Here is a 14,238-nt window from a genome sequence, read left to right as displayed (position 1 = left end):
TCAGCCCCCGAGGGCCTTCGTGATGGCGCGCCGGGTCAGCACCGTGACCAGATGACGCCGGTAGTCGGCATCACCGTTGAGGTCGGAGGGCGGCTCGGCGCCGTCCGCGGCCAGGGCCGCGGCGTTGCGTACGACCTCCTCGGTGGCCTGCTGGCCGACCAGCGCCTGCTCGACACCGGCGGCACGCAACGGGGTCGAGCCCATGTTGGTGAGACCGATCGCCGCGCCCTCGATCACGCCGCCGGAGACCTTGAGGGTCGCGCCGACCGCGCAGATCGGCCACTGGTGGGCGACCCGGACGAACTTCTCGTAGTGAGCCGTCCATCCGGTGTGCTTCGGGATGCGTACGCCGATGAGCAGCTCGTCCTCGGAGACGGCCGTCTCGAAGAGCCCCTGGAAGAACTCCGCACCCGGGACGACCCGCTCCCCGGCCGGCCCGGCGATGACGAACTCGGCGTCCAGGGCAAGGGCCGGGGCTCCGAGGTCACCCGCCGGGTCGGCGTGGGCGAGCGCGCCACCGAACGTGCCGCGGTGGCGTACCTGCTCGTCGGCGACCGTCGCCGTGGCACGCGCGACCAGTGCCGCGTGCTCGGCGACCAGAGGATCGGCCGCGACGTCACAGTGGCGCGTCATGGCGCCGACGAAGATCGACTCACCCTCGTCGCGTACGCCGCGGAGCGAGTCGATGCGGCCGAGGTCGATGACCCACTCCGGAGCGTTGAGGCGCATCCTCAGCACCGGCAGCAGGCTCTGTCCGCCGGCGATGATCTTGGCCTCGTCGCCGTACTGCGCGAGGGCGGCCAGCGCCTCCTCGACCGTGGTCGGGGCGACGTAGTCGAACGATGCGGGAATCACTGGACGTCTCCTTCCGTGCGGTCGACGTTCCCGGACATGCCCGTCGACGGATCGAAGTGTGCTGCGGCCGCACCGGTGGTCTCGCCACCGGACGAGCCCTCGTTGATCGCCCGCCACACCCGTTCCGGTGTGCAGGGCATGGTCACGTCGTGCACGCCCAGCGGTCGCAGCGCGTCGACGATCGCGTTCACCACAGCCGGCGTGGAGGCGATCGTGCCGGCCTCGCCGACGCCCTTGGTGCCGAGCGTGTTGGTGGTCGCGGGCGAGGTGGTGTGGTCGATGTCGAAGCTGATCGTGTCGGCGGCCGTCGGCAGCAGGTAGTCCACGAACGAGCCCGACACCAGGGTCCCGGCGTCGTCGTAGACCGCGTCCTCCCACAGCGCCTGAGCGATGCCCTGGACCAGGCCACCGTGCACCTGACCTGCGACGATGAGCGGGTTGATGATGTTGCCGATGTCGTCGCAGCAGACGTACTTCCGCATCTTCACCTGACCGGTCTCGGTGTCGACCTCCATCGCGCACAGGTGGGTGCCGTGCGGGAAGTTGAAGTTCTCCGGGTCGAACGTGGCCTCGGAGTCGAGGTTGGCCTCGACCCCGTCGGGCAGGTTGTGCGCGGCGAAGACCGCCGTGGACAGCTCGCCGATGGACATGCCCTGGTCGGTGCCGCGCACCGTCCACCTGCCGCCGGTGAACTCCATGTCGTCGACGCTCGCCTCGAGCAGGTGGGCAGCGATCGGCTTGGCCTTCTCGAGCACCTTGTCGGCAGCCCGCACCAGCGCCTCACCACCCACGACCAGCGACCTGGACCCGTAGGTGTCGTAGCCCTTGGCCGCGATCTGGGTGTCGCCGTGGAGCACCTCCACGTCCTCGAAGGCCACGCCGAGACGGTCGGCCACGATCTGGCTGAACGCGGTCTCGTGCCCCTGCCCGTGCGCACTGGCCCCGGTGATGACCTCGACCTTGCCGGTCGGCGTCAGTCGCACCTGTGCGTGCTCCCAGCCGCCGGCGCCGTAGTCGAGGCTGCCGAGGACCCTCGACGGTGCCAGGCCGCACATCTCGGTGAACGTCGAGATGCCGATGCCAAGCTGGACCGGGTCGTTGTTGGCGCGACGCTCGGCCTGCTCGGCCCTGAGCGCGTCATAGCCGAACATCTCCTTCGCCTTGGCGGTCGCGGCCTCGTAGTTCCCGGAGTCGTAGGTCAGACCGGCGATGGTCGTGAACGGGAACTCCTCGTGCTTGATCCAGTTCTTCTCCCGGATCTCGAGCGGGTCGACCCCGACCTCGGCGGCCAGCTCGTCCATCAGCCGCTCGATGGCGTACGTCGCCTCCGGCCGCCCGGCGCCGCGGTAGGCGTCGGTCCAGGTGGTGTTGGTGAACACCGTCTGGCAGTTGAACTGGTAGGCCGGGAACTTGTAGATCGCGTTGAACATGAAGGCGCCGAGGACCGGGACACCGCCGCCGACGATGGCGACGTACGCCCCCAGGTTGGCGTCGAGCTCGACCTTGAGGCCGGTGACCTGACCGTCCTTCGTGGCCGAGAGGGTCAGCTTCTGGATCTGGTCCCTCCCGTGGTGAGCGGAGAGCAGCGACTCGGAGCGGGTCTCGGTGTACTTCACCGGCTTGCCGAGCCGGCGGGCGATCGCGAAGACGATCATCTCCTCCGGCGTCTGCTGGAGCTTGCCGCCGAAGCCGCCGCCGACGTCGGGCGCGATCACCCGGATCTTCGACTCGGACACACCCGTGGTCGCGGCGAGCGCGAACCGCAGGATGTGCGGGATCTGGGTGGCGCTCCACACCGTGATCTGCTCACCGGTCGGGTCGCACACCACGCTGCGAGGCTCCATGAATGCCGGGATCAGGCGCTGCTGGCGGTAAGTGCGCTCGATGACGATCCCATCGCTCCTCGCGGAGGAGATCGCCTCGTCGACGCTGCCGCCGGTGCCGGCCTGGGCGCTGTCGAAGACCCACAGGGCGGACTTGTTGGTGCCGAGGTCGGGGTGCGCGAGCACCTCGTCCTTGACCGCCTCCTCGAGGGAGACGACCGCGGGGAGCTCCTCGTAGTCGACCTCGACCATCTCCGCGGCATCCCGTGCTGCGGCCGCGGACCGGGCGACCACGATCGCGACGATCTCACCGGCGAAGCTGACCCGGTCGGAGGCGATCGGCGGGTGGGCCGGCGTCTTCTGGTCGGGCGTGATCGGCCAGGCGTTGATACAGACGCCGAGACTCTCGTCGAAGTCCTTGGCGGCCAGCACGGTCACCACGCCCTCGGACTCCTCCGCGGCGCTGGTGTCGATGCCGGTGATCCGGGCGTGCGCGAACGGGCTGCGCACCATCGCCAGGTGCAGCATCCCGGGCAGGTTGATGTTGTCGGTCCAGCGGGTCCGTCCCGTGATCAGGCGCGCGTCCTCCTTGCGGCGACGATCGCGGCCGATCTCGTTGGTCTGCTCCGGACGAGCTTCTACGGCGGTCACAGCGCGTCCACCTCCTCGGTCGCGCCCTTGGGGCTGGCAGCCGTGGCCAGGTGGCCGCTGGCGTACTGCACCGCGCGGACGATGTTGTGGTAGCCCGTGCAGCGACACAGGTTGCCCTCGATGCCCTCTCGGATCTCTTCCTCGCTGGGCTGAGGGTTGCGCTTGAGCAGGTCGACGGACTGCATGATCATGCCCGGCGTGCAGAATCCGCACTGCAAGCCGTGGCACTCGCGGAATGCCTCCTGGACCGGGTGGAGGTCGCTCTCGACCGTGTCGGCGAGGCCCTCGATCGTGGTCACCTCGCACCCGTCGGCCTGCACCGCGAGCACGTTGCACGACTTCACCGAGTCGCCGTCGAGATGGACCGTGCAGGCGCCACAGTTGCTGGTGTCGCAACCGATCACCGTGCCGGTCTTGCCGAGTCCTTCGCGAAGGTACTGCACGAGCAGCGTTCGCGGTTCGACGTCGTCGGTGACTTTCATACCGTCGACGCGCATGCTGATCCGGGCCATGTTGTCTCCCTGCCAGACGTCACTGTGTGGGCCAGATCACAGTAGGACGCGCAGGGTTGGGCTCCGGTTGGCTGCTCGGGTCGCGTACCCCTTCTTGGTCAGCGGCTGGCAGCCAAGCGTGCCCTGAGCAGGGGCAACGCCGGGTGCGCGCTGCCGCCCAGGCGGCGCAGACAGACGTCGACGACCTCGGTGTCATAGGGAGCCAGCTCGCTGTAACTGAGCACCGCGTCGGGCTGCGGGTCGGCGATCAGCGCCTCGCGCAGCGCGACCGCGACGTACTCGGCCATCTCGGCCAGAGCCGGGCTGTTGGTGCCGGGCAGAAGATCACCGCCGTACGCCTCCACAGCAGCGGCGACCCGGCCGTGCCGGACCAGGGCGAGGACCTGCTCGACGTCGGTCACGACCGGCATCAGCAGCCGGTAAGGACGAGAGGCGACCTGGCCGCCGAGGGCATGGCGCAGGTGGGAGACCTCCGCCTTGAGCGTCGAGAAGGTGACCGCCTGGTCGCCGTAGACCATCGCGTGCAGCCGCTCCAGCGAGAGGCCCTCGGGGTGGAGCGCGAGCAGGGCGAGGATCTCGGTCTGGCGACGGTTGAGCAGCAGCCGCTGCCCGTCGAGCCAGGTCTCGGCGGTGCCGAGCAGCGTCAGCACCAGCCCGGGCTGCTCGATCGCCTCCTCGCTTTCTCGCTGAGTCGGCAGCTTGGGCAGTGCGCTCTCGATGAGGCGCGCCATCACGCGAGCGGTGGCCAGTCCGATCGGATGGGTGCGGTCCCAGGTCGTGGAGAGGTCGAGGACGCCGAGGTGCTTGCCGGTGACCGGGTCGTGGAGCGGCGCGGCCCAGCAGACCCAGTTGTGCACGACCTCGGCATAGTGCTCAGGCCCGAAGACCGTCGTCGGGGAGTTGGTCCGGTTGGCGAGGTCGAGCGCGTTCGTGCCGGCGCTCTCGTCGTCCCAGCGGCCGCCCGGCACGAAGTTGACCGACTCCGCCTTCCGCCGCATCACCCGACCGCCGTACGTCCACAGCACCCGGGTGTCCGGGTCGGTAACCGCGATGACCAGGTCGCCGTCGTCGGCGGTGCACCGCAGCTCCTCCTCGACCCGCTCGACCGCCACCTGGAGCGGCGAGCCGCGCCACATCTCGCGCGTCTCGTCCTCGTCGGCCAGCGGCGCCTCGCGCACGTCGGTTGGGATGGCCGTCGCCGACCGCGTCCAGCTGGTCAGGATCTCCGGCCTGACGAAGTCCTCGGCGGCGTCGCCGCTCTCCACGAAGGCGGTCCACGCCCGCGCCGCGCTGATGCGGCGCTCCTGCAGATCGCTACGAACCATCACTCCCCCTTTGGAGCTCGGCCGTTTGAGGCTCGGTTCTGCCAAGGTAGCACCCTGTGACGCACCTCACGATCCCCTCCGCGGTGTTCGGAATCCGGTTCCGGTGCCACAGTGGAGGCATGGAGACGCGCACCGCCACGAACTGGGCCGACTTCGAGACGGCGGCCAGGCTGCAGGTCGACTTCAACACCGAGTACGCCTACCCCGCCCCGCCCGCCGACGAGCTCGCCCGACACCTGAACCGCCTGGTCGAGAACGGCGACACGACAGTGATGCTGATCGGCGACCCCGCGGTCGGCCACGGCATCACTCGCTTCCGCCTGCAGACCACCGCAGCCGAGCTCGAGGCCTACCTCGCCGAGCTGTACGTCGTGCCCGACCGCCGCGGGCAGGGGCTCGGCACGATCCTGCTGCAGGCGATCATCGAGGATGCGAAGGCCCGGGGCGTGACCTACATGGACCTGGGGACCAGCGAGGACGACACCTCGGCCCGTGCGCTGTACGAGAAGTTCGGCTTCGACAACCACGAGGGGCGCGGCTCCGGGCCGCGGGCGCTCTACTACGAGAAGGAGCTGTAGGTCGGTCCTCGGCGAATCTCAGCGGTACTCCACGTCCTGGTGGATGCGGCCGTTGGTGGTGGCCAGGCGCTCGCCGGAGCCGCCCCAGCGGCCGGCGATGATCTCGGCGGCGATGGAGATGGCGGTCTCCTCCGGCGTACGGGCGCCGAGGTCGAGGCCGATAGGGCTGCTCAGGCGGGCGATCTCCTCGTCGGTGAGGCCGGCGTCGACCAGTCGGGCGAGGCGGTCGTCGTGGGTGCGGCGGGAGCCCATCGCGCCGACGTAGGCGATGTCGGGGAGGCGGAGGGCGACCTCGAGGAGAGGTACGTCGAACTTCGGGTCGTGGGTGAGGACGGCGATCACGGTGCGCTGGTCGATGCGGCCGGCCTCGACCTCCTGGTTCAGGAAGCGGTGGGGCCAGTCGACGACGACCTCGTCGGCCTCGGGGAAGCGTGAGTTGGTGGCGAAGACCGGGCGAGCGTCGCAGACGGTGACGTGATAGCCCAGGAAGGCGCCGACGCGGGCGACGGCGGCGGCGAAGTCGATCGCGCCGAAGACGAGCATCCGGGGCTTGGGCGCGAAGGACCAGACGAAGACCCGCATGCCCTCGCCGCGGCGCTCGCCGTCGATGCCGTACGACAGTGTCTGGTTGGTGCCGTGGGCCAAGAGCCCCAGCGCGTCGTCGTGGACGGCGTCGTCCATCCGGGCGCTGCCCAGCGACCCCTTGACGCCTTCGGGGCGGATGAGGACGCGGCGCCCGAGGATCTCGGGGTCAGGGTGCTCGATGACGGTCGCCAGGGCTACCGGGCTGCCGCTGCGTACGTCCTCGGCGAGCTCGCCGAGCTCGGGGAAGGTCTCCTGGGACACCTTCTCGACGAAGACGTCGAGGATGCCGCCGCAGGTCAGCCCGACCGCGAACGCGTCGTCGTCGGAGACGCCGTAGCGGTTGAGCTCCGGCACACCGGTCTCGGCGACCTCGCGAGCGACCTCGTAGACGGCGCCCTCGACGCAGCCGCCGGAGACCGAGCCGACGGCGGTCTCGTCGGGGCCGACGAGCATCGACGCGCCCGGGGGCCTGGGCGCTGACTGGAACGTCGCCACCACGGTGGCCACCGCCACGGTCTCGCCGGATTCCCACCACTTCATCAGATCGTCGAGTACGTCACGCACGCGCGATCACCTCCACCAGATCCTCGTACGTCGCCAGCGAATGTCCGGCGACGAAATCGTCCACGTGCGGCAGCACCGCGACGATGCCTCGCTGCAGTGGTTCATATCCAACCTTGCCACGGTGTGGGTTGACCCACACCACCCGATGGGCGAGGCGGTGCAGCCTCGCCGCCTGCTCCTCGAGGAGCGCGGTGTCGCCGCGCTCCCAGCCGTCGCTCGCGATGACCACCACCGCGCCTCTGGCAAGTCCCTGGTGTCGCCGCAGGAACGCCTGCAGGTTGTCACCGAGCCGGGTGCCGCCCGACCAGTCGGGCACCGTCTCGCCGGCCGCGACGAGCGCGCGGTCGGGGTCGCGGTGGCGCAGCGCGCGGGTGACGTTGGTGAGCCTGGTGCCCATCGTGAACACCGAGCCGCTCCCCGTCGTCGAGCTCACCCGGTGGGCGACCCGCAGCAGCACATCGGCGTAGGAGCTCATCGAGCCGGACACGTCGATCAGCCACACCACGCGACGCGGCCGCTCGCCACGCCTGCGGTAGTGGATCCCGGCCGGCTCGCCGAGGTGTCGCAGGCTGGCCCGCAGGGTGCGATGGGCGTCGACGCGCCCTCGCCGCCAAGGGTCCTGCCGCGGCGTCCTCCGTCGTGGCGCCCGGGGGCGGAGCCGGGCGATCAAGGCCGCCAGGCGCTCCTGCTCGGCGGGGTCGAGGTCGGCGACGTCGCGGTGCCGCAGAGTCTCGATCTCGCTGGCGCGAGCCCTGATCAGGTCGTCGGTCTCCTCGCCCTCCCCCTCGCCTTCCTGCGGCTCGGTCTCGGGCAGGGTCGAGGTGACCGAGACCGTACTCGGCGGCCCCTGCGGCCCCGGCAGCTTCGCCGTCGACCCGAACCAGGCCTCGAAGACCTGGTCGTAGCGGCGCAGGTCGTCGGGGCCGGCGCACAGCGTCGCCCGTCCGGCCATGTAGGTGGCGGTCGGGTCACCGGCGCCGACGATCGCTGTCGCCTGCAGGAAGCCGTGGGCGCGGTCCTGGGTCACCTGCACCCCGGCCGCCCTGAGCGCCCGGGTGAAGCCGAGGAAGATCGCCGCAGGAATACCCGGTTCACCGGGTATTCCTGCACTTCTCTGGCGTTGCATTGCCTGAGAAGTGCCAGTTTTGCCAGAGAAGTCGGTCACGTCAGGAGCCGATCCAGGGCAGCCCGGACGCGGTCGGCGTCCTCGCGGTGCTTGACGAGCGCGCCGAGCGTCGCGGCGGCGCTCTCCAGGTCCATCTCTGACACCCCGAGGTGGTGCAGGGCACGGGCCCAGTCGAGGGTCTCGGCGACGCCCGGGGGCTTGAGCAGGGCGTTCGCGCCCTCGGCGCCGCGCAACTGCTGGACCACCGTGACCACCTGGCGGGCGAGCTCGTCGGCGACCTCGGGGGCCCGGCTGCGTACGATCTCGATCTCGCGGTCCAGGCCCGGGTGGTCGATCCAGTGGTAGAGGCAGCGGCGCTTGAGGGCGTCGTGGAGCTCGCGGGTGCGGTTCGAGGTGAGGACTACGACCGGTGGGACCGTCGCAGCGACGGTCCCGAACTCCGGGATCGTCACCTGGTAGGTGGACAGCACCTCGAGCAGGAACGCCTCGAACTCGTCGTCGGCCCGGTCGACCTCGTCGACGAGCAGGACCGACGGAGCCTGACGCAGCGCGGCCAGCACCGGGCGGGCAAGCAGGAACCGCTCGTCGTAGAGGGACTTCTCGGCCTCCTCCACCTCCCCCGCACCACCGGCCGCCTCGAGGGCGCGAAGGTGGAGGATCTGGCGGGCGAAGTCCCAGTCGTAGAGCGCCTGGGTGGCGTCGATCCCCTCGTAGCACTGCAGCCTCACCAGCGGCAGGTCGAGCGCCTCGGCGACGGCCTCGGCGAGTGCGGTCTTTCCGGTTCCGGGCTCACCCTCGAGCAACAGCGGCCGCTGCATCCGCAGCGCGAGGAATGTCACCGTCGCCAGCTCCGGGTCGGCCAGGTATCCGGTCGCCGCCAGGCGGTCGGCGATCTCCCGGGGCGTCAGGTCCATGTCCCGAGCCTAGAACGCGAAGCGTTGGCTCAGGGTTGGACAACCTCTAAGGAGGGGGCGAACGAATTTTCGTTCAGCGGCGGTCGACGTCGTTCCCGCCGGCCAGGTCGCCACATTCCACCAGGCGTACGTCATTGGTCTTCAGGTAACCCCGGGCGCCCTGGTCGCCGACGGCTGCCTCGATGACCCCCGCCCAGTGGTCGCGCCCGATCAGCACCGGATGGCCCGGAACCCCGGCGTACGCCGCCCGGGCCAGCCCAGTGGTCGAGCTCGTGGTCGAGCCTGTGGTCGAGCCTGTCGAGACCACGCGAGCGACCACATCAGGCCCCACGTCCGGCAGGTCCACGAGGTGAACAAGCGCTGCCTCGGCATCCGGCCCGAGCGCCGCCAGGCCGACCCGCAGCGACGCTCCCATCCCCTCATCCCAGTCCTCGGCGACGACGACCCGCTGATCGGCCGGGAGCAGCGCCCGCGCCTCGTCGGCGGCGGCGCCGAGCACGACGAGCACGTCGTCACAGCCGCCCTCGCGCAGCACCTCGATCGACCGCACCAGCCAGTCGTCGACCAGCGCTTTGGGCATGCCCATCCGCCGACCCGCGCCGGCGGCCAGGAGCAGGCCGGCGATCATCGTCACTTGAACGCGGCGGTGTAGAGCTTCTGCAGCTTCGCGCTCTTGACGTCGCTGTAGCCACAGCCGATGACCTTGGCATCGCCCTTGGCCGCGACCAGGTAGTTCTTGCCCTTCTCGAACTCGGGCATCGGGATCGTGCTCGGCGCGGGCAGCGTGATCCGGACGGTGTCAGTGCCACCGACTCCGTCGGCGTACATCCACGTCTTCACCCGCAGCACGGCCTCGCTCTCGGTCACACTCTCCGCGGTGCCCTCGAAGGCGAGCGCGGCGTTCTGGGAGAGCCACTTCGATGTCGGCGGGATGCATCGGGCGGCGTCCGCGACGACGGCCAGCTCAGTCGTCCCGCCGCCCCCGGCCGGAGCGGACGACGATGGGACCGGCGCGGTCTCGGTGACCGTCGCGGTCGGCGACGGAGGTGCGGCGTCGGGGTCCTCGGCAGTGTCGTCGGAGCTGAGGAGGCCGAAGGAGGCGACGATCGCGACGAGGACGACCGCGGCCGCGATCACGGCCGCGACCCAACGCCACGGTGACCGCGGCGGCTGCATCCCGGTCTTAGGTCCGAGGTCGACGCTCATGCCGCCGCCTCCGTAGCGCAAGCGCCACCGTACGGACGCGGCGGCCTGAGACCTACTGTCGCTCGCTGGCGCTCGCTCATGCCAACATCATGCCCCATCACTGGGTGCCATCCAGGGACCCGCTGGAGGTCCGCAGGTTGACACACGCAGGCGGGGCCCTGGCTTCGAAGAGCCCTGACCCCGCCCGCCGCTGCAGAACTTCACCCGGATATTCCCTTGGGCTTCAAAGCCCCCCAGATCCAGACGCTTCCCCGCAGTCGGCCACTGTGTGGAGCACCAATGTTGCGTTACCGAGCTGTTGTCGAGACAGTGTCGAAAGTCCCCAAAAAGATGGGACTGCTGGGCCCCTCCTCATCGCCTGGTCAGGTCATGCCAGATGACGATCGAGGAACCCGATGACCCGCCGGATCGAGAGGTCCCACTGCGGCCCGAAGGCGTGCTGCTCCCCGGGGTAGACCCACAGCCGCTGGCGCACGCCCGCGGTCTCCATCAGGTCCCGGGTGGTGTAGGCCCACCTGATCGGGCAGGACTCGTCGTTGGTCCCGTGGTGCATCTGGAGCGGTACCTCGATGCGGTCGAAGTACGTCCGCGCCGACAGCCCCTCCCAGAACTCCGGCTCCGTCTCGGGATCGCCGTGCTGCCGATAGAGCCGGGCCACCTCGTCGGGCCGCGACGGCACCGCCCACCGGTTGATGTTGTCGACGATGTCGGAGGAGACCGACGCGTACGTCACCCCTGCCCGCACCAGCCCCGGCTGGGCGACGAGCGCGTTCATCACCACTCCCCCACCCATGGAGCGGCCGAGCAGCGCGGTGCGGTCGGGGTCGACGTACGGAAGTCGCTTCATCGCCTGGACGGCGTTGATGGTGTCCCGGGTGTAGCCGAGTCGGCTCTCGTCCTCCTCGGTTCCTTCCGGGATGGGGGACGACCCGGCGTGACCGCGGTAGTCGGTGTGCAGGACGACGTAGCCCTCCCGGGCCAGCCGGTCCTGCTCCCGCTTCAGCCCCTGCCCGGTGACGTAGATGTCGGTGTCGATGTGGCCGTGCGCGAAGACCACCCCGGGGAACGGCCCTGCGCCCCGCGGCCGGAAGAGCACTCCGGTGATCGTCAGCGGACCGCTCGGGTAGCTGACCTCGAAGCGCCGGTACGCATCCGTGCTCCCCGACTCCCGCAACACCTTCACCTCGCCGCCCGGGAAGTCCTCCCGCATCAGCTGCGGCAGCGAGACCTTGTCGGTCACCGGTGGCAGCGTCTCCGACGGACTCGGGGAGGGTGATGAGGGCGTTGCCGAGGTCGACGGTTTCGCTGCGCGAGACGACGGCGCAGCGGCCGGCTCACCGCCGCATCCAGCGAGAAGCACGGCCGAGATCGCCAGCGCCGACATCGCCTTCGGGCTCATGCCGTCGAGAGTAGCCGTCGCAACCACGGCCCCGAGGAAAACGACAAGTGCCCCCGCCTGTCGGCGGGGGCACTTGCTTGTGCTCTAGCGGAACGGACTCAGCTGTGCTGATCGCTTCTTCGGCTTGCGCCTCAGAAGCCCATGCCGCCCATGTCACCCATGCCACCGGTCGGGTCGCCACCAGCGGCGGCCTTCTCCGGCTTGTCGGCCACGACGGCCTCGGTGGTGAGGAACAGCGCGGCGATCGACGCGGCGTTCTGCAGCGCCGAGCGGGTCACCTTGGCCGGGTCGATGATGCCCGCGGCCAGCAGGTCGACGTACTCACCCGTGGCGGCGTTGAGGCCGTGGCCCTGCGGGAGGCCGGCGACCTTCTCCGCCACGACGCCGCCCTCGAGGCCGGCGTTGATCGCAATCTGCTTCAGCGGCGCCGAGATGGCGGCCTTGACAATCGAGGCACCGGTGGCCTCGTCGCCCTCGAGCTCGAGCTTCTCGAACGCGACGGCGGCGGCCTGGATCAGCGCGACACCACCGCCGGCGAGGATGCCCTCCTCGACAGCAGCCTTGGCGTTGCGGACGGCGTCCTCGATGCGGTGCTTGCGCTCCTTGAGCTCGACCTCGGTGGCCGCGCCGACCTTGATGACGGCCACGCCGCCGGCCAGCTTGGCGAGGCGCTCCTGGAGCTTCTCGCGGTCGTAGTCGGAGTCCGACTTCTCGATCTCGGCGCGGATCTGGTTGACCCGGCCCTCGATCTGACCCTGGTCGCCCGAGCCCTCGACGATGGTGGTCTCGTCCTTGGTGATGACGACCTTGCGGGCCTGGCCGAGCAGCTCGATGCCGGCGGTCTCCAGGGAGAGGCCGACCTCCTCGGAGATGACCTGACCACCGGTGAGGATCGCGATGTCCTGCAGCATGGCCTTGCGGCGGTCACCGAAGCCCGGAGCCTTGACGGCGACGGACTTGAAGGTGCCCTTGATCTTGTTGACGACCAGCGTCGAGAGAGCCTCGCCGTCGACGTCCTCGGCCAGGATGACCAGCGGCTTGCCGGTCTGCATGACCTTCTCCAGGACCGGGATCAGGTCCTTGACGCTGGAGATCTTCGAGTTGACGATCAGGATGTACGGGTCGTCGAGGACGGTCTCCATACGCTCCGGGTCGGTCACGAAGTAGGCCGAGATGTAGCCCTTGTCGAAGCGCATACCCTCGGTCAGCTCGAGGTCGAGCCCGAAGGTGTTCGACTCCTCGACGGTGATGACGCCTTCCTTGCCGACCTTGTCCATCGCCTCGGCGATGATCTCGCCGACGGTGGTGTCAGCAGCGGAGATCGAGGCGGTAGCAGCGATCTGCTCCTTGGTCTCGATGTCCTTGGCCTGGGCGAGCAGCTGCTCGGTGACGGCGTCGACGGCCGCCTCGATACCGCGCTTCAGGCCGGCCGGGTTGGCACCCGCGGCGACGTTGCGCAGGCCCTCGCGGACCAGCGCCTGGGCGAGAACGGTCGCGGTCGTCGTGCCGTCACCGGCGACGTCGTCGGTCTTCTTCGCGACCTCCTTGACCAGCTCGGCACCGATCTTCTCGTAGGGGTCCTCGAGCTCGATCTCCTTGGCGATGGAAACACCATCGTTGGTGATCGTGGGGGCACCCCACTTCTTCTCGAGCACGACGTTGCGGCCCTTGGGACCGAGGGTGACCTTGACGGCGTCGGCGAGGGTGTTGAGACCCTTCTCCAGACCCCGACGGGCCTCCTCGTTGAAAGCGATGAGCTTCGGCATTGCTCCTGCGATCCTTCACTTGGGAAGTTCGTTGGATCCGGTCCGATGGGTTGCCCGCGACGGACGACGCCACTCCCGGCAGAACCCTTCCCTGCCGCTCGCGACGCCTCAACGTCACCGGTCCGGTTGTTGTCACTCTCATGGTAAGAGTGCCAGCCTCATGTTTAGCACTCGACCCCTGCGAGTGCAAGAAAATCCCGGGATGGCGATGGTCAGAGAGGCTTCGCGAGCTCGGCGAACTCGAGGTCGTCACGCAGCGGGCGGCCGAAGCGCTCGTCGCCGTAGGGGAACGGCTCGAAGCGTCCCGTACGCCCGAACCCGCGCCGCTCGTAGAACGCGATCAGGTCCTCGCGCTGGCGGATCACGGTCATCCGGATCTCCTCCGCGCCCCACTCGCGCGCGATCCTCTCGGCCTCGGCCATGACGGCCTTGCCGACGCCGGCTCCCTGCAGCTGCGGCGAGACGGAGAACATGCCGAAATAGACGTACGCCTCCCGCTTCTGCAGCTGGCAGCAGGCGAGGATCTCGCCCGGCCGCTCGGGCTGCTCGGCGACAAGGAGGCGGGAGCCCGGAGCGGTGATCACCTCACGTACGCCCTCGGGGTCGGTGCGCTGCCCCGCGAGCAGGTCGGCCTCGGTGGTCCACCCGGCACGGGAGGCGTCGCCGCGGTAGGCCGACTCGATCAGCACGACCAGGGCTTCGACGTCGGAGAAGTCGGCGTCACGGAAGGTCAGTTCAAGCACGTCGCCGAGGGTAGCCGGAGTCAGCGCCCGCTGGTCGAGCCGCGAGGCCGCCTGCGGCCGAGCGTGTCGAGACCAACACAGTCCTGTCGCGTGCCGAGGGGACTGTGTTGGTCTCGACACGGATTCGCTCGTTCCTCACGAATCCGGCTCGACCAGCGGCGCGGCTGTCTTCAGGTGGGCAGGTCGGGCAG

13 protein-coding genes are annotated in these 14,238 nt (G+C 69.6%); 1 reads left to right on the top strand and 12 read right to left on the bottom strand.

Features of this window, described 5'->3' with window-relative positions:
* The 4 genes from ACFX43_RS04065 to ACFX43_RS04050 all read right to left on the bottom strand — a co-directional run bounded on the left by ACFX43_RS04065 (position 1) and on the right by ACFX43_RS04050 (position 5,166).
* Positions 1 to 855, bottom strand: a complete 855-nt coding sequence (locus tag ACFX43_RS04065) for a xanthine dehydrogenase family protein subunit M (RefSeq protein WP_160026898.1) — start codon at positions 853 to 855, stop codon at positions 1 to 3.
* Positions 852 to 3,329, bottom strand: a complete 2,478-nt coding sequence (locus ACFX43_RS04060) for a xanthine dehydrogenase family protein molybdopterin-binding subunit (RefSeq protein WP_378817331.1) — start codon at positions 3,327 to 3,329, stop codon at positions 852 to 854. The genes ACFX43_RS04065 and ACFX43_RS04060 overlap by 4 nt, the downstream gene beginning before the upstream one ends.
* On the bottom strand, positions 3,326 to 3,841 hold the full coding sequence (locus tag ACFX43_RS04055; RefSeq protein WP_350660796.1) for a (2Fe-2S)-binding protein: 516 nt from the start codon (positions 3,839 to 3,841) through the stop codon (positions 3,326 to 3,328). Before ACFX43_RS04055 ends, ACFX43_RS04060 begins: the two co-directional genes overlap by 4 nt.
* Positions 3,842 to 3,939: 98 nt before the next feature.
* Positions 3,940 to 5,166, bottom strand: a complete 1,227-nt coding sequence (locus ACFX43_RS04050) for a transcriptional regulator (RefSeq protein ID WP_378817328.1) — start codon at positions 5,164 to 5,166, stop codon at positions 3,940 to 3,942.
* Between the two features lie 119 nt (positions 5,167 to 5,285).
* Here ACFX43_RS04050 and ACFX43_RS04045 point away from each other — a divergent pair, with 119 nt between their 5' ends.
* Entirely contained in the window at positions 5,286 to 5,744 is a 459-nt protein-coding gene (locus tag ACFX43_RS04045; protein WP_378817325.1) for a GNAT family N-acetyltransferase, read from the top strand.
* 18 nt (positions 5,745 to 5,762) lie between these two features.
* Here the strand turns inward: ACFX43_RS04045 and ACFX43_RS04040 are convergent, their stop codons facing one another.
* The 8 genes from ACFX43_RS04040 to ACFX43_RS04005 form a co-directional block, all read right to left on the bottom strand.
* Positions 5,763 to 6,893, bottom strand: a complete 1,131-nt coding sequence (locus ACFX43_RS04040) for an XdhC family protein (protein WP_378817322.1) — start codon at positions 6,891 to 6,893, stop codon at positions 5,763 to 5,765.
* Positions 6,886 to 8,019 carry a VWA domain-containing protein gene (locus ACFX43_RS04035; RefSeq protein WP_378817320.1) on the bottom strand — a complete coding sequence of 378 codons (1,134 nt, stop codon included), beginning with the start codon at positions 8,017 to 8,019 and terminating at the stop codon, positions 6,886 to 6,888. The genes ACFX43_RS04040 and ACFX43_RS04035 overlap by 8 nt, the downstream gene beginning before the upstream one ends.
* Before the next feature lie 35 nt (positions 8,020 to 8,054).
* Entirely contained in the window at positions 8,055 to 8,933 is an 879-nt protein-coding gene (locus tag ACFX43_RS04030; protein ID WP_378817318.1) for an AAA family ATPase, read from the bottom strand.
* A gap of 73 nt (positions 8,934 to 9,006) precedes the next feature.
* Positions 9,007 to 9,561 carry an NTP transferase domain-containing protein gene (locus tag ACFX43_RS04025; RefSeq protein WP_378817400.1) on the bottom strand — a complete coding sequence of 185 codons (555 nt, stop codon included), beginning with the start codon at positions 9,559 to 9,561 and terminating at the stop codon, positions 9,007 to 9,009.
* A 2-nt stretch (positions 9,562 to 9,563) separates the two neighbouring features.
* Positions 9,564 to 10,139 (bottom strand): hypothetical protein, encoded by a 576-nt coding sequence (locus tag ACFX43_RS04020; RefSeq protein ID WP_378817315.1) that lies wholly within the window; start codon positions 10,137 to 10,139, stop codon positions 9,564 to 9,566.
* Between the two features lie 367 nt (positions 10,140 to 10,506).
* Positions 10,507 to 11,379 carry an alpha/beta hydrolase family protein gene (locus tag ACFX43_RS04015; protein WP_378817312.1) on the bottom strand — a complete coding sequence of 291 codons (873 nt, stop codon included), beginning with the start codon at positions 11,377 to 11,379 and terminating at the stop codon, positions 10,507 to 10,509.
* 290 nt (positions 11,380 to 11,669) lie between these two features.
* Positions 11,670 to 13,304 carry a chaperonin GroEL gene (groL, locus tag ACFX43_RS04010; RefSeq protein ID WP_357360314.1) on the bottom strand — a complete coding sequence of 545 codons (1,635 nt, stop codon included), beginning with the start codon at positions 13,302 to 13,304 and terminating at the stop codon, positions 11,670 to 11,672.
* A 212-nt stretch (positions 13,305 to 13,516) separates the two neighbouring features.
* A complete protein-coding gene (locus tag ACFX43_RS04005; RefSeq protein ID WP_378817310.1) occupies positions 13,517 to 14,047 on the bottom strand; it encodes a GNAT family N-acetyltransferase in 531 nt (176 codons plus the stop codon).
* Positions 14,048 to 14,238: the final 191 nt, after the last annotated feature.

This window comes from Nocardioides sp. YIM B13467 (assembly GCF_042788075.1).
In the GTDB taxonomy this organism is placed as follows: domain Bacteria; phylum Actinomycetota; class Actinomycetes; order Propionibacteriales; family Nocardioidaceae; genus Nocardioides.
This window is presented reverse-complemented; position numbering and strand designations above follow the sequence as displayed.

Coding starts and splice junctions, on each gene's coding strand:
- ACFX43_RS04050 (WP_378817328.1), bottom strand. CDS start 5,166: ATGGTTCGTAGCGATCTGCAGGAGCGCCGCATCAGCGCGGCGCGGGCG.
- groL (WP_357360314.1), bottom strand. CDS start 13,304: ATGCCGAAGCTCATCGCTTTCAACGAGGAGGCCCGTCGGGGTCTGGAG.
- ACFX43_RS04035 (WP_378817320.1), bottom strand. CDS start 8,019: ATGCAACGCCAGAGAAGTGCAGGAATACCCGGTGAACCGGGTATTCCT.
- ACFX43_RS04045 (WP_378817325.1), top strand. CDS start 5,286: ATGGAGACGCGCACCGCCACGAACTGGGCCGACTTCGAGACGGCGGCC.
- ACFX43_RS04030 (WP_378817318.1), bottom strand. CDS start 8,933: ATGGACCTGACGCCCCGGGAGATCGCCGACCGCCTGGCGGCGACCGGA.
- ACFX43_RS04025 (WP_378817400.1), bottom strand. CDS start 9,561: ATGATCGCCGGCCTGCTCCTGGCCGCCGGCGCGGGTCGGCGGATGGGC.
- ACFX43_RS04055 (WP_350660796.1), bottom strand. CDS start 3,841: ATGGCCCGGATCAGCATGCGCGTCGACGGTATGAAAGTCACCGACGAC.
- ACFX43_RS04020 (WP_378817315.1), bottom strand. CDS start 10,139: ATGAGCGTCGACCTCGGACCTAAGACCGGGATGCAGCCGCCGCGGTCA.